The organism is Pseudomonas sp. E6002 (assembly GCF_013385565.1).
GTDB lineage: Bacteria > Pseudomonadota > Gammaproteobacteria > Pseudomonadales > Pseudomonadaceae > Aquipseudomonas.
In genome coordinates this window covers 116,296-133,050 of the sequence record NZ_JACAPT010000024.1, presented here as the reverse complement: position 1 = coordinate 133,050, position 16,755 = coordinate 116,296, and the positions used below count along the sequence as shown (strand labels likewise).

General features: G+C 62.6%; 17 protein-coding genes. 10 read left to right on the top strand and 7 right to left on the bottom strand.

Features of this window, described 5'->3' with window-relative positions; all coding sequences use genetic code 11:
- Positions 1-25: 25 nt before the first annotated feature.
- Positions 26-1,342 (bottom strand): xylose isomerase, encoded by a 1,317-nt coding sequence (gene xylA / locus HX815_RS20580; protein ID WP_003219661.1) that lies wholly within the window; start codon positions 1,340-1,342, stop codon positions 26-28.
- Between the two features lie 153 nt (positions 1,343-1,495).
- On the opposite strand from xylA, the gene HX815_RS20575 reads away from it, so the two are divergent.
- The 3 genes from HX815_RS20575 (at position 1,496) to HX815_RS20565 (ending at position 5,326) form a co-directional block, all read left to right on the top strand.
- Positions 1,496-2,707 (top strand): DNA-binding transcriptional regulator, encoded by a 1,212-nt coding sequence (locus tag HX815_RS20575; protein WP_003219663.1) that lies wholly within the window; start codon positions 1,496-1,498, stop codon positions 2,705-2,707.
- 54 nt (positions 2,708-2,761) lie between these two features.
- Positions 2,762-4,912, top strand: coding sequence for a phosphocholine-specific phospholipase C (locus HX815_RS20570; RefSeq protein ID WP_177028797.1), 2,151 nt, complete (start codon positions 2,762-2,764; stop codon positions 4,910-4,912).
- A 138-nt stretch (positions 4,913-5,050) separates the two neighbouring features.
- Positions 5,051-5,326, top strand: coding sequence for a hypothetical protein (locus HX815_RS20565; protein WP_003219667.1), 276 nt, complete (start codon positions 5,051-5,053; stop codon positions 5,324-5,326).
- Here the strand turns inward: HX815_RS20565 and HX815_RS20560 are convergent.
- Complete coding sequence (locus HX815_RS20560) at positions 5,317-7,032, bottom strand: amidase (protein ID WP_102605583.1); 1,716 nt, start codon at positions 7,030-7,032, stop codon at positions 5,317-5,319. The genes HX815_RS20565 and HX815_RS20560 overlap by 10 nt on opposite strands.
- Positions 7,033-7,184: 152 nt before the next feature.
- On the opposite strand from HX815_RS20560, the gene HX815_RS20555 reads away from it, so the two are divergent.
- Both HX815_RS20555 and HX815_RS20550 read left to right on the top strand, forming a co-directional pair.
- On the top strand, positions 7,185-7,490 hold the full coding sequence (locus tag HX815_RS20555) for a putative quinol monooxygenase (RefSeq protein ID WP_003219672.1): 306 nt from the start codon (positions 7,185-7,187) through the stop codon (positions 7,488-7,490).
- 86 nt (positions 7,491-7,576) lie between these two features.
- Positions 7,577-7,831, top strand: a complete 255-nt coding sequence (locus tag HX815_RS20550) for a hypothetical protein (protein WP_003219674.1) — start codon at positions 7,577-7,579, stop codon at positions 7,829-7,831.
- Between the two features lie 14 nt (positions 7,832-7,845).
- Here the strand turns inward: HX815_RS20550 and HX815_RS20545 are convergent, their stop codons facing one another.
- Positions 7,846-8,646, bottom strand: a complete 801-nt coding sequence (locus HX815_RS20545; protein WP_008436011.1) for an SDR family oxidoreductase — start codon at positions 8,644-8,646, stop codon at positions 7,846-7,848.
- A gap of 120 nt (positions 8,647-8,766) precedes the next feature.
- Between HX815_RS20545 and HX815_RS20540 the strand changes: the two genes are divergently transcribed.
- A complete protein-coding gene (locus HX815_RS20540) occupies positions 8,767-9,291 on the top strand; it encodes a MarR family winged helix-turn-helix transcriptional regulator (protein ID WP_003219677.1) in 525 nt (174 codons plus the stop codon).
- Between the two features lie 74 nt (positions 9,292-9,365).
- Entirely contained in the window at positions 9,366-10,694 is a 1,329-nt protein-coding gene (locus tag HX815_RS20535) for an LLM class flavin-dependent oxidoreductase (RefSeq protein WP_003219678.1), read from the top strand.
- Positions 10,695-10,956: 262 nt separating this feature from the next.
- Here HX815_RS20535 and HX815_RS31970 read toward each other — a convergent pair whose 3' ends face one another.
- Genes HX815_RS31970 through HX815_RS20520 form a run of 3 tightly spaced genes read right to left on the bottom strand, consistent with a single transcriptional unit; the run spans position 10,957 to position 12,340 of the window.
- Positions 10,957-11,478 carry a hypothetical protein gene (locus tag HX815_RS31970; RefSeq protein WP_043225000.1) on the bottom strand — a complete coding sequence of 174 codons (522 nt, stop codon included), beginning with the start codon at positions 11,476-11,478 and terminating at the stop codon, positions 10,957-10,959.
- A 60-nt stretch (positions 11,479-11,538) separates the two neighbouring features.
- Complete coding sequence (locus HX815_RS20525; RefSeq protein ID WP_008436005.1) at positions 11,539-12,177, bottom strand: helix-turn-helix domain-containing protein; 639 nt, start codon at positions 12,175-12,177, stop codon at positions 11,539-11,541.
- A 4-nt stretch (positions 12,178-12,181) separates the two neighbouring features.
- Positions 12,182-12,340: a hypothetical protein gene (locus tag HX815_RS20520; RefSeq protein ID WP_003219684.1), complete on the bottom strand. Its 159-nt coding sequence runs from the start codon at positions 12,338-12,340 to the stop codon at positions 12,182-12,184.
- A 216-nt stretch (positions 12,341-12,556) separates the two neighbouring features.
- Here HX815_RS20520 and HX815_RS20515 point away from each other — a divergent pair, with 216 nt between their 5' ends.
- Positions 12,557-14,704, top strand: coding sequence for a TonB-dependent receptor domain-containing protein (locus HX815_RS20515; RefSeq protein WP_177028796.1), 2,148 nt, complete (start codon positions 12,557-12,559; stop codon positions 14,702-14,704).
- 51 nt (positions 14,705-14,755) lie between these two features.
- Here HX815_RS20515 and HX815_RS20510 read toward each other — a convergent pair whose 3' ends face one another.
- A complete protein-coding gene (locus tag HX815_RS20510) occupies positions 14,756-15,067 on the bottom strand; it encodes a hypothetical protein (RefSeq protein ID WP_177028795.1) in 312 nt (103 codons plus the stop codon).
- A 174-nt stretch (positions 15,068-15,241) separates the two neighbouring features.
- Between HX815_RS20510 and HX815_RS20505 the strand changes: the two genes are divergently transcribed.
- A complete protein-coding gene (locus tag HX815_RS20505) occupies positions 15,242-15,787 on the top strand; it encodes a sigma-70 family RNA polymerase sigma factor (protein WP_003219688.1) in 546 nt (181 codons plus the stop codon).
- Positions 15,784-16,728: a FecR family protein gene (locus HX815_RS20500; protein WP_008435992.1), complete on the top strand. Its 945-nt coding sequence runs from the start codon at positions 15,784-15,786 to the stop codon at positions 16,726-16,728. The genes HX815_RS20505 and HX815_RS20500 overlap by 4 nt, the downstream gene beginning before the upstream one ends.
- The last annotated feature ends 27 nt before the right edge of the window (positions 16,729-16,755 follow it).

Genomic DNA, 16,755 nt, shown 5'->3' with positions numbered 1-16,755 from the left:
CACTGCTGGACCTGGAGCGTAGCGGTCATGGGTAGATAAAGCGATTCACTACGCCTTCGAGCATCTCCTGGCGGCCACTCACAGCTTGTGGGTTCAGTTGGTGGCTGAAGGCATGCTCGGCCAGCGACGCCAGGCTGAAGTCGCCGCCAAGCACGGCACGCCCGAAGGATTGGTCCCAGCCGGCATAACGCTGGGCCTTGAACTGTTCGAGGGCGTCGTTCTGCACCATGGCGGCGGCACGTTCCAGGGACAGCGCCAGCACGTCCATTGCGGCCACGTGGCCATGGAACAGGTCCACTTCGTCGAGGCTTTGGCGGCGTACCTTGGAGTCGAAGTTGTAGCCACCTCCCTTGAAGCCACCGGCCTTGAGTACCTCGTAGGTGACCAGGGTCAGCTCCTCGACGCTGTTGGGGAACTGGTCGGTGTCCCAGCCGTTCTGCGGGTCGCCACGGTTGGCGTCGATGCTGCCGAAAATCCCCAGGGACGCGGCGGTGGCGATCTCATGGTGAAAACTGTGGCCGGCGAGGGTGGCGTGGTTGGCCTCGATGTTGACCTTGATCTCTTTCTCCAGGCCGAACTGATGCAGGAAGCCAAACACGGTGGCGCTGTCGTAGTCGTATTGGTGCTTGGTGGGCTCCTGTGGCTTGGGCTCGATAAACAGCTCGCCGGTGAAGCCGATCTTGTATTTGTGCTCGACCACCATGCGCATGAACCGCCCGAGTTGCTCGCGCTCGCGCTTGAGGTCGGTATTGAGCAGGGTCTCGTAGCCTTCGCGGCCGCCCCACAACACATAGCTGGAGCCCTTGAGACGGTGGGTGGCATTCATCGCGCTGAACACCTGGGCCGCCGCATAGGCAAACACTTCCGGGTTCGGGTTACTGGCGGCGCCGGCGGCAAAGCGCGGGTTGCTGAAGCAGTTGGCAGTGCCCCACAGCAGCCGGATACCGGTCTGTTCCTGATGGCCTTCGAGCTGGTCGACCATCCGCGCAAAGTTGTCGCGGTACTCCGCCAGGCTTGCGCCTTCGGGAGCCACGTCGGTGTCGTGGAAGCTGTAGTAGTCGATGCCCAGCTTGGAGAAAAACTCGAACGCCGCTTCGGCCTTGCCGCGTGCCACTTGCAGGGCTTCCCCCGGTTGCTGCCAGGGCCGCTGGAAGGTGCCGGAGCCGAACATGTCACTGCCGGGCCAGACGAAGTTGTGCCAGTAACACGCGGCCATCCGCAGGTGCTCGCGCATCGGTTTGCCGAGGATCAGCTTGTTTGCATCGTAGTGCCGGAAGGCCAGGGGAGAGTCGCTATCGGGGCCTTCATAGAGGATTTTTTCGACCGCGGGAAAGTAGGGCATCGCCAGATCCTTGTTGTTATGAGTGCACGTTAACCTTGCCTCGATACTAGCAACGGCCCCCGGCCAACCGATTATGAAAATCACCAGAGCGGGGTTCGATTTTGAGTGGTTTTGCGCGCATAGTGGCTCGACATATCGCATGGAGCCGCCCCTGTGAAAACTGTCCCGCCTGTGCACCGGATTGCCCTGCTGTTCAATGGCAACAAGATCTACGATCGCGGCATCATCACCGGGATCGGCAACTACCTGAGCAGTACGCGGGTGTCGTGGGATCTGTTCCTGGAAGAGGACTTCGTCTGCCGGCTCAAGGGTATCGAGCGCTGGCATGGCGACGGGATCATTGCCGACTTCGACGACCCGGCGATGGGCCCCGCGTTGGCGGGTGTGCATGTGCCGGTGGTGGCGGTGGGCGGGTCTTATGAGGATGAGCGGGCTTACCCCCGGCATACTCCGTACGTGGCCACTGACAATTTTGCTTTGATCAAGCTGGCCTATGAACACCTGATCGAAGCCGGGCTGACACGCTTTGCCTGTTTCAGCCTGCCTGAAGCCGATATCAACCGTTGGGCCCAGGAGCGCGAAAAAGCCTTCCGCCGCCTTCTGGAGCGCGATGGCTTGCCGGTGGAGGTGTATCGCGGGCTCGGCACCAGCGCGCCGCTGTGGGACTCGGCGGTGGAACAACAAATTGCCTGGTTGCACAGCCTGCCCAAACCCATCGGCATCATCGCGGTCAGCGACGCCCGTGCCCGCCAGTTGCTGCAGGCCTGCCTCACCGCCGGCATCCCGGTACCGGAGCAGGTGGCACTGATCGGCATCGACAACGACCCCTTGACCCGCACCCTGACCCGTGTACCGCTGAGCTCGGTGATCCAGGGCACTGAAAAAATGGGCCGCACCGCCGCGCGCCTGCTGCACCAGATGCTGCACGGTATGCCTTCGGCAGGCAGCCAGATCCTGGTGCCGCCGGAAGCGGTCAACGTGCAGACCTCAAGCCTGCACCAACCCCTCGGCCATCCCTACGTGATGCAAGCGCTGCATTTCATTCGCCAGTACGCCTGCCAGGGCATCAAGACCGCCCAGGTCGCCAACTACGTCGGCGTGTCGCGGTCGTCCCTGGAAGCGCATTTTCGCAGCGAACTGAACCGCAGCGTCCACGATGAAATCCTGCGCTTCAAACTCGCGGCTGCGGTTTCCAGCCTGGAAAATACCAGGGCCGCGATTGCGGATATTGCCTATGACTGCGGGTTCAAATCCGCCCAGTACCTGCACACGGTGTTCAAGCGCGAGTTCGGGTGTACGCCGAGGGAGTACCAGGTAGGGCAGGTCGAGCGCGATTCGAGCGATGTCATTTCTTTGTCGCCTTGAGTCCCTATTTTGTCCTGAGCTTCGCTCCAGAACTTCAAGGGATTGAATCGTCTTATGCCGACTCTTACACGCAGAACGTTGTTGCAAGCAGCTGCCATCGGATCCGCCTACACCCTGTTGCCCGACTCCATTCGCCAGGCCCTGGCGATCCCCGCCAGCAACCGCACCGGCACCCTGATGGACGTCGAGCATGTGGTGATCCTGATGCAGGAAAACCGCTCCTTCGATCACTACTTCGGCACCTTGCCGGGTGTGCGCGGGTTCAGTGACCGCTTCACCATTCCACTGCCGGGCGGGCACCGGGTGTGGGAGCAGCAGGGCGTTGGGCGGCGGATCCTGCCCTATCACCTGGACAGCTCCCGTGGCAACGCGCAGCGGGTCAGCGGCACGCCGCATTCCTGGGTCGACGAGCACGCCGCCTGGAGCAGCGGCCGGATGAACGCCTGGCCAACGTTCAAGACACCCACCTCGATGGGTTACTACCGTGAGCAGGAAGTGCCGTTCCAGTTCGCCCTGGCCAACACCTTTACCCTGTGCGACGCCTACCACTGTTCGGTACACGCAGGTACCAATCCCAATCGGCTGTTCCACTGGACCGGCACCAACGGCCCGACCGGTGCAAATGTGGCGGCGGTGGTCAACGAATGGGACGGCCCCGGTGCGGTGGGCGTGGGCTACACCTGGAAAACCTATCCCGAGCGCCTGGAAGAAGCGGGTGTGAGCTGGAAGGTTTACCAGTACCTGCCGGATAACTTTGGCGACAACCCCTTGGCCGGGTTTCGCCAGTTTCGTGCGGCCAGCGTCGCGGCCGGCAACCCCGCCGTGCCACCGAAAGACTTCAAGGATTTTGTGCCCTACAGCGATCAACTGAACGCCCGCGTGCCGTTGTACAAAGGCAATGGCAACACCCTGCCGGCGGTCAGCGGCAGCGACCTGGAATCGATCATCCAGGGCTTTCGCAAGGACGTGAACGACGGGCGCCTGCCACAGGTGAGCTGGCTGGTGGCGCCGGCCGATTACTCCGAACACCCCGGGCCTTCGAGCCCGGTGCAGGGTGGCTGGTTCACCCAGGAAATCCTCAAGGCACTGACCGCCAACCCGGACGTGTGGAGCAAGACCGTGCTGCTGGTCAACTACGATGAAAACGACGGTTTCTTCGACCACGTGCCGTCGCCGTCAGCCCCGTCCAAACGCCTGGACGGCAGCTTTGCCGGAAAGTCCACGGTGAAGTTCGACAGCGAGATCTTCACCCACCCGGCACCGCCCGGTTCAAGCCAGCAACCCGCGCCGGACGGCGGGGTGTACGGCCCCGGGCCGCGAGTGCCAATGCTGGTGCTGTCGCCGTGGAGCCGTGGTGGCTGGGTCAATTCCCAGGCGTTTGATCACACCTCCGTGCTGCAATTTCTGGAGAAGCGTTTCCACGTGCGCGAACCCAATATCAGCGCCTGGCGCCGGGCGGTGTGCGGCGACCTCACCTCGGCCTTCAACTTCGTCAACCCCAACACCGAGACCCTGCCGCCGCTGCACACTATCAGCCGCCAGGCCGCCGACTCCCTGCGTCAACGCCAGGAGCAACTGCCCCAGGTCGCCCTGCCGACGGTGGGCCAGCAACAGGCACCGTTCCAGGCGCGAATGGCGCGGCCATCCCGGGCGCTGCCGTACCAGTTGAACGTTGAAGGCTCGGTTGACCGTCGCGCCAGTTCGGTGAGCCTGGACTTCTTCAACAATGGCGAACAGGGCGTGGTCTTCCACGTCTACGACCGCCTGCACCTGGACGAGGTACCGCGCCGCTACACGGTGGAAGCCGGCAAACACCTCAGTGACACCTGGCAAGTCGCGGGCGCCTACAAGCTCTGGCTGTTGGGGCCGAATGGGTTCCACCGTTCGTTCAAGGGGCACCTGCAGCGTCGCGAGCCGGAGTTATCCCTGGCGTATCACGGCGACACCTTGCTGCTGACCCTGGTCAACCCCGGCAAGCGTGCGGCCTCAATCACCATCGAGCGTTGCCCTTACACCAAGCAGGGGCCGTGGCTGCTGGAGATTGCGGGCGGCAGTACCGTGCAACGAACGTTCTCCTGCCAGCCGAATGGGGGCTGGTATGACTTCAAGCTACGTGACGAGCATGGTTGGGTGCGGCGGGTGGCTGGGCGGATCGAGACGGGGGCGCATAGCATCAGTGATCCGTTGATGGGCAAGCGTGGGTAAAGGCTGTTGATCTGCGGGGTGATTTCGTGGGCTTTTTCCCTGTTTTGTGTAGGAGCAGGGCTTTCTCCCCATGCAGCGCTTGAAACGCCACCCCTCTGGGCCATAGCCTCACGCTTTTCCTGACACTGAGGCCCGGCATTGGGTAAGCGAAAAACGGTTTGGCCCACGGAGCGGGAAGTTCGACTGCGCTTTATCCTGCTGGCAATCATTGAAACGGCCTGTATTCGAGGCGTTCCCCTCGAACGCCTGCTGCTTTCATACATACTGTTGCGCAACAAGCCGACCCAAGAGCAACTTTGGGAGGCCATCAGCGATTGCCTGCTCCTCGATGAGATGCGTGGCTTTCGATTTGAACCCGGGTCGGAAGCCGATCGGTTGATGCGCAAGATCAGCAGCGAAATCAATCAGTCCTGACGAGCCACCAGCGCCGGCGTGCGCGGCGGCACCAGGCGCTTGCTGCCCGTCGACTCATAGGCCGATGCCAATCGCAGCAGCGCCGAATCGTCATACGCCCGGCCAGCAAATGTCAGCCCCACCGGCATGCCGATGTCGGCCATGACGCCCATGGGCACCGTCACTGTCGGCACGCCCAAATGGCGGATGGCGAGGTTGCCGTTGGCGACCCACACTCCGTTGCTCCAGGCGATATCCGCCGACGCGGGATTCACATCCGCATCCGCCGGACCTACGTCGGCGACTGTCGGAAAAATCACCGCATCCAGCCCCAGGTTATCCATCCAGTCTTCAAGGTCGATGCGTCGTGTCTGTTCCAGGCCGCGCAGGCCGTCGGGCACGGTGCTGATCCTGTCCCACGGCGTGATGCCGCGCTCGGCCATGCGCACGTATTCGTCCATGCCGGCGGCCAGGTCGTCTTCGCGGTTGGGCAGGGTGCCGGGGTCGTGGGGGAAGATCTTCGGGCCGTCGACATCCGCCAGGCGGTTCAGCGCAGGGTCGCCGTTGGCCCGCAGGAAATCATCGAACGCCCAGGCCGATAGTTCCCACAATTCATCGTGGAGGAATTCCTTGGAGACCAGGCCTCGGGTAAACACTTTCGGTGCGCCCGGGCGATCGCCTTCGCAATTGGAGACCAGCGGGAAATCCACCTCGACCACTTCTGCGCCGGCGGCTTCAAGTGCCTTGCGCGCAGCTTCCCAGAGCTCGATCACCGAGGCCCGGGTTTTGATTGGCTGGCCAGTAGGGCCGCCGATTCCCGGGGCGTCGCTGGTGCCTGCCTCGGGGTCGGCGTTGATGTACATGCGCGGCACGCCGAAGCGTTTGCCGGCGAGTGCATCGCCGGTCGCGGCCAGGTCTGCGTAGGATTGCGGGCGTACCGAGGCGACGCCGGGGATTGGCACCCAGGGTTGCATCCGCCACAGGTCGCCGCGTGTGTCGGGGTCTTCTGCGACCACGACGTCGAGCACTTCAAGCAGGTCGGCCATGGTCCGGGCGTAAGGCACGACCACGTCCATGGTCGGGGTCAGCGGCCAGTTGCCGCGCACCGAGATCACGCCACGGGACGGGGTGTAGGCACACAGGCCATTGTTGGACGCCGGGCCGCGCCCGCTGGACCAGGTCTCTTCCGCCAGGCCAAACGCCGCGAAGCTCGCCGCAGTGGCCGTGCCGGCGCCGTTGGAGGAGCCCGAGGCGAACGGTGCGGTGAGGTAGTCGGCGTTGTACGGGCTCTCGGCCCGGCCATACACGCCGCGCTGCATGCCGCCGTTGGCCATCGGCGGCATGTTAGTCTTGCCCAGGCAAATGGCGCCTGTTGCCCGTAGTCGCTCGATGGTGAACGCATCGCGGTAGGCAACCAGGTTCGCGAAAGCCGGGCTGCCGGAAGCGGCGGTGAGGCCCTTGACCAGGTAGCTGTCCTTGGCCGTGTAGGGAATGCCGTCGAGCGGGCCCAGGGTTGTGCCGCTGGTCCGGCGTGCGTCGGATGCCCGGGCTTCCTCCAGCGCTTGCGGGTTGCGCACCACCACCGCGTTGAGCGCGGTGGCAGTCGTGGGGGCGTCGTAGGCGTCGATCCTGGCGAGGTAAGCCTCGACCAGTTCAACCGCCGTGGTCTGGCCGGATTCGAGCGCAGTGCGCAGCTGGGCAATGGAAACTTCGGTTACTTCGATCACGTGGTTATCGCCGGGTGCAGAAAAGGGGGAGGGCTTGAGTGCTGACTCAATCCAATCAGTGAAAGTAGCTTACTGATAGATTTTTCATAGCGCCAGAGAATGGCATCCCTTACTGTGGCGCCTCAATTTCCTTATCGATAACGGTGCTGTTTATGTCCGATGAAGTGCGGCTTGTCGTCATCATCAATACCCAGCCTGGCCGGGGTGCGGACCAGTTGGCGGCCTTTGCCGGGCTCGCTCCGCTGGTCCGGGCCGAAGCCGGTTGTATCCAGTACGACCTGCATCCGGTCGAGGGCAACAGCGACAGTTTTGTGTTGATCGAGACGTGGGCTTCAAAGGCGGCGCTCAAGGATCACCACGCAGCGCCGCACATGCTGGAAGCCGCGAAGCACAACCCGACATTCCGTGCGGGCCCCTCCAACGTATTGGTGCTGGAACCTGCCGTCCAGGCACGTTGACTTCAACCCGGCAGCTCAAGGGTTTATCATTGCCCCTTCATTTTTTGCTGCCCGGAAAGATTTCGATGTTGTTTACAAGGACTGTCATGGCGAGCGCACTGCTCGCCGTTCTGGCCACCCAGGCCCATGCGTCCAGCCTGGACCTGACCTACGAGGCACCTGTCCTCAGCGCTGTACCGCTCACGCCGCAGGCTGAGCCCAAGCCGCGCTTTCCGGTCAAAAGCCTTGCGCCGGTGACCGTGGAAAACAGCTGCACCGGCCGCGAGTGCACCTACGAAGGCGACATCAGCCTGCCCCGTGAGGAGCAGACTGTGCGGCGTATTTCCATCGGTATTCAATAAAGCCGGCTGGCGCCTCAGACAATCCCATACCGGGGCGCCGGCTTGCCTGTTTGCGTGGCCGCAAACAACGCACCACGCGCCGCATCATAGGTCTCCCACAACGAACCATCGGCCACCGACGGCCAGGTGATCGTCTCACCCTGATCCAGCCCGGCCAGTGCCGCGTCCACCAGGTTTTCGGTGGTCATGACCGACTCCTGTTGCAGGGCGGAAAGCGGAATGCCCGACGCGTCCCAGATCTCGGTAGCGGTGGCTGCCGGCAACACGATCTGCACCTTCACCCCGGTTTCCGCCAGTTCCGATTGCAAGCCACGGCTGAATGCCAGGACATAGCTCTTGGTGCCGCTGTACACCGAGCTGACCGGCAGCGAGTGCACGCCCAACACCGATGCCACGTTGATGATCAAACCTTCATTGCGCACCAGCATGCCCGGCAGCGCCGCGTGGGTCAGGCGGGTGAGGGCGGTGATGTTCAGGGCGATCTGGGTCGTGGAATCCTCGACCGAGGATTGAGCCAGCGGATGCAGGCGGGCCAGGCCGGCGTTATTCACCAGCACCTGGATCGCCGGGTTGCCGGCGAGCAGGCTTTCAACACGGGCCAGGTCCGCGGGGTTTACCAGGTCGGCGCCGATGGTCTGGACCTCGCGCCCGTAGGCTTGAGTGATCTTCGCCGCCAGGGCTTCGAGGCGGTCTTCACGACGGGCGACCAGGATCAAGTCGTAGCCACGGGCTGCCAATCGGTCGGCATACACGGCGCCAATACCTGAAGAAGCACCCGTGATCAGGGCAATTTTTGTGGAAGCAGGGATCGACATGAACGGCTCCAATAGATGAGTACTCAACCAATATTGTTGAGGGCTCAAGTTATAGGCTTGGCGTTTGTCCTTGTCAATGGTTTAGTACTCAATCATTCTACCGGCATGGAGGATCTGAAAATGCCAACACACAAGACTGACAAGCCTGATGCCCGTGCCGACCTTTTGAGCCTGCTGGGGGACGTGGCGTGCACCAACAACGCACTGCGCCGTGCCGCCCGGCGGCTGGGCCAACTGTATGACGAAGCGCTGGCGCCGATTGGCCTGAAGGCTACGCAGGTCGGCTTGCTGGGTGAAATCGCCCGGTGGGCGGCGGTGGATGAGCAGGCAGGGCCGACGTTGCAGGAGCTGGCCGGACGCCTGGCGATCCTGATGTCGGCGCTGACCCACGCGATGAAGCCGCTGGTGCGCGACGGGATTGTCGAGCTGCGCCCGGATGCCCTGGACAAGCGCACCAAACGCTGCGTGCTCACGCCCAAGGGCGAAGCCCTGTTCAGTGAGGCGCTGGTGTATTGGGCGGCGGCCAATAACCGGGTAGAGGAGGTGCTGGGGCATGATTCGGCCGCGCAGCTGCGGGGCATGGCAGACCATGTCGCCTCCGAAGAATTTCTGGCGGACTACAACAGCCGATCCGCGCAGGCATAAGTCAGATCCTTTGGTTATTAGACAGACGCCGTTCGCCCATCCGATGCTGGGCCCCTCTCGATCAGGGGCTTTCCATGACCACTCAACGCCAACTGAAGCTGGGCGCGTTCATGCGTCCGGTCAGCATCCACACCGGCGCCTGGCGCTATCCCGGCGCTTACCGTGACGCCAACTTCAACTTCACGCACCTCAAGCAGTTTGCCCAGACCCTGGAGAAAGCGCGTTTCGATGCGTTCTTCATGGCCGACCACCTGGCCCTGCTCAACATGCCTATCGACGCGTTGAAGCGCAGCCACACCGCCACCTCCTTCGAACCGTTCACCTTATTGTCGGCCCTGAGCCAGGCCACCGAGCACATCGGCCTGGTAGCCACGGCCTCGACCACCTACGACGAGCCGTTCCACATTGCCCGGCGCTTTGCGTCCCTGGATCATTTGAGCAACGGCCGCGCCGGCTGGAATATCGTCACCACTGCCAACCCGGATGCGGCGCAGAATTTCGGCCTGGAGCAGGCCTATGCCCACGACGAGCGCTACGCCCGTGCGCGGGAGTTCTACGATGTGGTCACCGGGCTCTGGGACAGTTGGGCCGATGATGCCTTCATCCGCGATGCCGACAGCGGTGTGTACTTCGACCCCGACAAGCTGCACACCCTCAATCACCAGGGCCGCTACCTCAATGTGCGCGGCCCGCTGCACATTGCCCGCCCGGTGCAGGGCTGGCCGGTGATCGTGCAGGCCGGCGCCTCGGAGCCCGGCCGGCAATTGGCGGCAGAAACCGCCGAGGTGATCTTCGTGGCGCCCGGCACGCTCGAGGAAGGGCGTAAATTCTATGCCGATATCAAGCGCCGGATGCTGGCGGTGGGGCGGCATCCCGACCATCTGAAGATCTTGCCCGGGGCGTTTGTGGTGGTCGGCGATACGCTGGAAGATGCGCGGCGGATTCGTGCGCATCTCGACAGCCTGGTGCATTACGAAAGTGCGATTGCCTCGCTGTCGATCGCGCTGGGTACCGACGCGACGAAGTTTGATCCCGACCAATACCTCCCGGCGATTCCCCAAACCAACGCCAGCCAGAGCTCCCGCGAACGGGTACTGGCGCTGGCTGATCGCGAACAGTTGACGGTGCGCCAATTGGCCCAGCGTCTTGGCGGTTATGCAGGTCTCTCGTTTGTCGGCACCGCCCACAGTATTGCCGATGAGATGCAGCAGTGGCTGGAAGAAGAGGGCAGCGATGGCTTCAACATCATGTTCCCGTGGCTACCGGGCGGGCTCGATGACTTTGTGGCCAGGGTGGTGCCCGAGTTGCAGGGGCGCGGGATCTTCCGGCGCGAGTACGAAGGCTCTACCCTGCGGGAAAATCTCGGACTGCCGCGTCCGGCGAACCGCTTCTTCGCCGAATGAGCGGGTATTTCTACCGTGGTTAGATCGTTTATTTCCTTCTGATTGGGGGCCATTCCCCAATCGCATATCCATCGCGCCGGTTTGGCCCTGATAGCGGAGCCGGCCGGCGTGATCACGCCAAAGCATCTGTCATCGCGGAATTATCCGCTGCCGCGCCCCGGGAAATCCCCATGCAGCGTCTATTCCTGCTGCTGGGCCAGCGTCTTGCGCCGTTGTGCGGCCTCTCTAGAATCGGCCCCAGAACTTACTCATTTCCTGTCGATTACGGAGTTTCGAAGATGATGAACGCCATGCAGATGCCAATGAACAACGCGATGCCGATGATGCCGATGATGGGCATGCCGATGATGATGGCGACCATGACCTGCAAGATGACCGACGAGGCCATGATGTGCACCATGAAGCCGGCCGCGGGCATGGACATGGCGATGTTCAAGAATAACGCCGAAATGATGGCGATGATGATGAACTGCGGCATGCCGATGATGATGCAGTGCGCCAACATGTCGATGATGTGCATGTCTGAAGACGGCATGGCGATGATGAACAGCATGTCGACCATGAACATGCCGATGATGATGCCGATGGGCATGCCTATGCCGATGATGAAGTGCGTCATGGAATGCAAGATGGAAGCCGACTGCATGACCTGCAAGATGATGCCGATGCCTGGCATGAGCATGGACATGATGAACAACTGCTGCATGCTGATGATGAAGATGATGAACGACTGCGCCATGCCGATGATGATGAGCTGCAACGGCATGCCGATGATGTGCTGCACCTGCTGATTGGTTTGGCGTGAAATCAAAAAGCCCCGGCGTGTGCCGGGGCTTTTTGCGTTTCAGTCCAGGCGTTCCGGGTAGGTGATCACCAGGAACGCCACCGCCTCACTGTCTGCGGGGTTGCGGTAGCGGTGGGGCTGGTCGGCGTAGAACAGGATCGAATCACCGGTGGACAGCAGGTAGCGTTCCTCGTTGACGCTGACTTCCAGCACGCCCTGGGCCACCACCAGGTTTTCCTGGATCCCGGGCCCGTGACCTTCTGAAATCTCCTCGCCGAGGGCCTTCAGGCGTATCTCGTAGAACTCCGACTGGCGCGCCATATCGTAGGGAAACAGCGCCCGGCTGATGAAGCTGCCATCGGCGCTCACCAGGCGTTTGCTCTGTTGCGCCGGCAGCAGCTCAACCCCTTCGAACGCTCGATTTTCCAGGAACGCCGCCACCGACACTTTCAAGCCTTTGGCGATCTTGCACAGCACCTTGATCGACGGCACGCTGCGCCCGGACTCGATCTGCGCAAGCATCGCCCGGCTTACGCCGCAGTTGCGCGCCAGGGCATCCAGCGACAGGTAGCGTTTACTGCGCAGGCGCTGCAGGTTCTGCGCGACGCACTGGCCGATGGCGTCATCGTCGCCGCTGTTGCAGTCCTTGGGTTTGGTGGGGAGGTCGGGCACTTCGGGTATCGCGTGCAGGAAATTCATGGCCTCACGCCCGGCGGGTATCGCTGGACGTGGTGACGTGTGCGGTAAACAGCGCGACCCCGGCCCGTGCCGCATACATCGCCCACATCAGTTCAGCCGCTGCGCGAGCCTGGCGGCGTTTGCGGTGGAGGGTGAAATCGATGACGGTGGCGGATGTTTGCATGACGTAAATCTCTGGGGACTCAATGGCTCTACAGTAATCGGTGCCGCTTATTTCCATAAATACTGAGTTTGCATTTGGTAATTCTATTTTGGACTTAACGCCGATGGGGGCCTGTGCGTTCATCAATGGTGACCCGCCGCGCTTCACGGGCTTCCCACCACAGACCTTGTGCCGGACCGAGCCCGTCGCAAAAACGAATTCCAAGGATTTACCCCCATGCCCCCCGCGTTTCCGTTCATCTCCCGAAAAGCCTGGCCCTTGCTGGGCTTTGGCGCCGTCCTGAGCTTCAGCCCGGCCACCCAGGCCGAAGACACGCTGCAACTGGCCCCCGTCGAAGTCAGCAGCGCCGAACTCAGCGCCGACGAACTGGCCGAGGTCCAGCTCAAGAGCGTGCCCGGCGCTACCAACTACATCGACATGGGCAGCGTCGATCAGGGGCGGGTGAGCACCAACGAGGACGTGTTCAAGTACCAGGCCGGTGTTTATGCCAAGGCGGCAAACAACGAAGGGGTGAAGCTTTCGATCCGTGGCTCGGGTATCAACCGGGGCCCGGGCGCCCACGCTTCCGGCCTGTATGAAACCTTCGACGGCCTGCCACTGACCGGCCCGGGTGGCACGCCCTACGAACTCAAGGACCCGTTGTGGCTCAGCCGCGTTGAAGTGCTGCGTGGCGCCAACGGTTTTGACCAGGGCGCATTGGCCCTGGGTGGGGCAGTCAATTACGTGACCCACACCGGCTACGACGCGCCCAGGCTGCAAGTACGCTACGAAGCCGGCAGCCATGGCTACGGCCAGCGGGAGATCAGCTCGGGCCAGGTGCTGGGGGATGCCGACTACTACATCAGCCTCACCGACTCGCAATACGACGGTTTCCAGAACCACAGCGCCGGCAGCGGCAAGGGCATCGCGGCCAACTTCGGCTACCGCTTCAACCCTGACCTGGAAACCCGCTTCTACTTTCGCTACCGCGAAACCGACAACGATTCCCCCGGCAAACTGACCCGCGACCAGATCAGCCACGACCCGCGCGCCGCCGCCAGCCTCAACGTGGCGCGAGACTCGAAACGCACGCAACCGGGCTCGACCTGGATCGCCAACAAAACCACCCTGCACCTGGGCGACAACGCCCGGGTCGAGGTCGGGCTGGCGTATCACGATTACCCGATGGACCTGCGCGAGGGCACCAACCGTCTCAAGGTTGCCTACACCGACGTCAGCGGCACCCTGAATTACATCCGCCAGGACACATTGTTCGGGCGTGACAGCAAGACCACCCTCGGCCTGCGCACCACCCAGGCGATGCCGAACAACGGTGGCTCGGAATTCGTGCGGATCCCTACCGGCAATACGGCGGGCTACACACCCGGCACCAAGACCCGCGACTACAGCTACCTGGGTTCTGACAGCGTGCTGCATATCGGCAACGACCTGGAACTGCTGCCGGACCTTTGGCTGACCACCGGGCTGGCGGCGATCTATACCCGTCGTGAAACCGAAGTCAGCTACCCGCAGACCCACACACCCGTCAGCCAGCACGATTGGGATTACGCGCCCAGGGTTGGCCTGCGCTACGACTTCAGCCCCCAATTGCAGGTGTACGGCAACCTGAGTCGCTCGGTGGAACCGCCCCATGCGTGGTCGATGATCTGGGGTTCCAACAAGTACTTCCCCGTGGGCAGCGGCCCGGCCAGCGGTTTGCAACGTGAAGGGGTGAAGCTGAAAAACCAGACCGCCACCACCCTGGAAGTCGGCGGTCGCGGTGAAGCGTGGTTCGGTCAGTGGGACCTGGCGCTGTACCGCTCCGAGGTGCGCCACGAACTGCTCAGCGTCGAAACCCAGGCCGCGACGTCCACCACGTCCGCAATAATCGCCGAATCCAACGCCAGCCCAACCGTGCACCAAGGCCTGGAGCTGAGCCTGATCAGCCCGCTGTGGGACGGTGGCCGCACGGGCCAGCTCGCCCTGCGCCAGGCCTACACCTACAGCGACTTCCACTACCGCAACGACGACCGCTTCGGCGACAACACCTTGCCCGGCATCCCCAGGCACTACTACCAGGCGCAATTGCGCTACAGCCACCCTAGCGGTTTCTACACCAGCCTCAATGGCGAACATTCATCGCGGGTCGCGGTGGACTACGCCAACTCCTACTACGCGGCGGCCTACACACTGCTCGGCGCGACGCTCGGGTACGACGCGCCGAAGCACGACTGGCAAGCCTGGGTCGACCTGCGCAACCTGACCAACCGGCGTTACGCGAACACAGTCACGCCGGGTTATGACGACAAGGGGCTGGATGTGGCGCGGTCGACGCCGGGGGATGGCATGGGGGTTTACACCGGGGTTTCCTGGAGCTGGCGTTAATCCATAAAGTGTTTGATGCTGGCAGTGGGTGATTGCTGGCAAAGGGCACGTTCAGCGAACGAAGGCTGCATGCACCAGGCGCTGCAGCTGCGTTCGCTCCCACAGGCTCATCAGATCGAGCGGATTGGTGCCGTAACGTTGCCAGGTGTCCAGTGAACCTTGCCTGTTATTCGGTGCAATACAGCGCAGGCAGCACTCCAGAGCCGTCCCGCAGGTTGACAGCGTGACCTGCCAGCCGTCGATGTCGACAACCATTTGCTCGTCGCTGGAGCTGACGGGTTTCAGCGTTCGAACCTCTAATGCCACGTCCTTGAGCAGTTGATAGGCCTCGCGGGTAGAGACCGTGTTGGCGAAGGTTGTCATGGGTGATGTCCTTGTATGAGTCGCAGAAGTGTCGCGTGCGCACTGGTCGCTTTCAAGGTGGGCACAGCAAGTCGCAGATTCGTTGCAAGCCATCACTCCATCCTTGCTCCCCCTTCGTTTTACTGTCATCGTTCGCGCAATTGGTAATCTTTCTTGTTTGAGAAATTTTTGCGCATGCATGACTTTCCTGTAGCTGATGGTGATATAGCCCGTCGCCAGCAGACCATCACCACCCTCTACAGCGACCATCATTCCTGGTTGCACGGTTGGCTGCGCAAGAAACTCGGCTGCTCGCAACATGCCGCCGACCTGGCCCACGACGCGTTTATCCGCATCCTGCTGCTGGCCGATCCCCATACCATCAAGGAACCCCGCGCCTTCCTGGCCACCACGGCGGGGCGCTTGATGATCGATGGCGCGCGTCGGCGGCGCATCGAAAAGGCCTACATGGAAGCCCTGGCGATCCAGAGCGAAGATGCCGGCATGCCGGACCCGGCGGCGATTCATGTGGCACTGCAGGCCCTGGAACGCATTGCCGAAATGCTCATCGGCCTGCCCGCCAAGGCCCGCGAGGCATTCCTGCTCAGTCGCCTCGACGGGCTGACCTACAGCGAAATCGCCGAACAACTGCAGGTGTCTTCCAGCACCGTGAAGAACTACATCTCCAGTGCGTTGGTGCATTGCTATCACACCCTGCACGGGGCGGACCCGCTGTCGTGAGTTCCGAGCAGATCATCAGTGAAGCCGCCCGCTGGCTGACGTTGTTGCACGACGACCACGTGACCGAGGCCGACCGCGCGGCCTTCGAGAAATGGTGCCAGGCCGATCCACGGCATGCCGTCGCCATCGAGCGCATGCGCAGCCTGTGGGGCAGCCTCGACGAGTTGCCCGCCGCCCCGGCGCGCATGGCCCTGAACCGTGCATTTGCCCCACAGAAAACAAGGTTTGCCGCCCGTAGCACCCAGGCCGTCGCGCTGTTGGGTGTGTTGCTGTGCGGCTGGGCCGGGATTGAGCGCCTGCCGGTGTGGATGGCCGACCAACGCACCAGCGTGGGCGAACGGCGCCAGGTGGCACTGACCGATGGCAGCCAGGTACAGCTCAACAGCAACTCGGCACTGGACGTGAAGTTTGACGGCCACCAACGGGTGATCGAACTGTTGCAGGGCGAGATGTGGGTCGAGGTGGCCAAGGACGCGCAACGGCCGTTCGTGGTGCACACCGACCAGGGCACGGCCACGGCGTTGGGCACGCGGTTCCTGGTGCGCAAGGCCGAGGATGGCGCGACCGTGGTCACCGTGATCGAGTCCACCGTGGCCGTCAAAGGCACCGTTGCGGGCGACGTGAAAGTGCCGGCGGGGCAGAAGTCCACGCTCCAGGACGGCCGTGCCGGCACCCCACAACCCATCGGCAACGCCGACCCGGACGCCTGGACCCGTGGTTTGCTCAAGGTCGACGACCAACCCCTGAGCGAGGTCCTGCAAACCCTCGCCGGTTACCGCCATGGGCTGGTGCGCTTTGATCCGCAGGCGCTGCAAGGGATGCGCGTGTCCGGGGTATTCAAGCTCGACGACACCGGCGCGGCCCTGGCGTCGCTGGCGGATAACCTGCCGATCAAGGTGGAGTACTTCACGGATTTGGTGGTGGTGATCAAGCCGCTGTAAAAAGTCTGAATAAAAACTGCTCTCATT

What these genes read in the sequence shown, in the direction of transcription:
- xylA (WP_003219661.1), bottom strand. Translation starts at nt 1,342, where the DNA reads ATGCCCTACTTTCCCGCGGTCGAAAAAATCCTCTATGAAGGCCCCGAT.
- HX815_RS20570 (WP_177028797.1), top strand. Translation starts at nt 2,762, where the DNA reads ATGCCGACTCTTACACGCAGAACGTTGTTGCAAGCAGCTGCCATCGGA.
- HX815_RS20555 (WP_003219672.1), top strand. Translation starts at nt 7,185, where the DNA reads ATGTCCGATGAAGTGCGGCTTGTCGTCATCATCAATACCCAGCCTGGC.
- HX815_RS20550 (WP_003219674.1), top strand. Translation starts at nt 7,577, where the DNA reads ATGGCGAGCGCACTGCTCGCCGTTCTGGCCACCCAGGCCCATGCGTCC.
- HX815_RS20545 (WP_008436011.1), bottom strand. Translation starts at nt 8,646, where the DNA reads ATGTCGATCCCTGCTTCCACAAAAATTGCCCTGATCACGGGTGCTTCT.
- HX815_RS20540 (WP_003219677.1), top strand. Translation starts at nt 8,767, where the DNA reads ATGCCAACACACAAGACTGACAAGCCTGATGCCCGTGCCGACCTTTTG.
- HX815_RS20535 (WP_003219678.1), top strand. Translation starts at nt 9,366, where the DNA reads ATGACCACTCAACGCCAACTGAAGCTGGGCGCGTTCATGCGTCCGGTC.
- HX815_RS20525 (WP_008436005.1), bottom strand. Translation starts at nt 12,177, where the DNA reads ATGAATTTCCTGCACGCGATACCCGAAGTGCCCGACCTCCCCACCAAA.
- HX815_RS20520 (WP_003219684.1), bottom strand. Translation starts at nt 12,340, where the DNA reads ATGCAAACATCCGCCACCGTCATCGATTTCACCCTCCACCGCAAACGC.
- HX815_RS20515 (WP_177028796.1), top strand. Translation starts at nt 12,557, where the DNA reads ATGCCCCCCGCGTTTCCGTTCATCTCCCGAAAAGCCTGGCCCTTGCTG.
- HX815_RS20510 (WP_177028795.1), bottom strand. Translation starts at nt 15,067, where the DNA reads ATGACAACCTTCGCCAACACGGTCTCTACCCGCGAGGCCTATCAACTG.
- HX815_RS20505 (WP_003219688.1), top strand. Translation starts at nt 15,242, where the DNA reads ATGCATGACTTTCCTGTAGCTGATGGTGATATAGCCCGTCGCCAGCAG.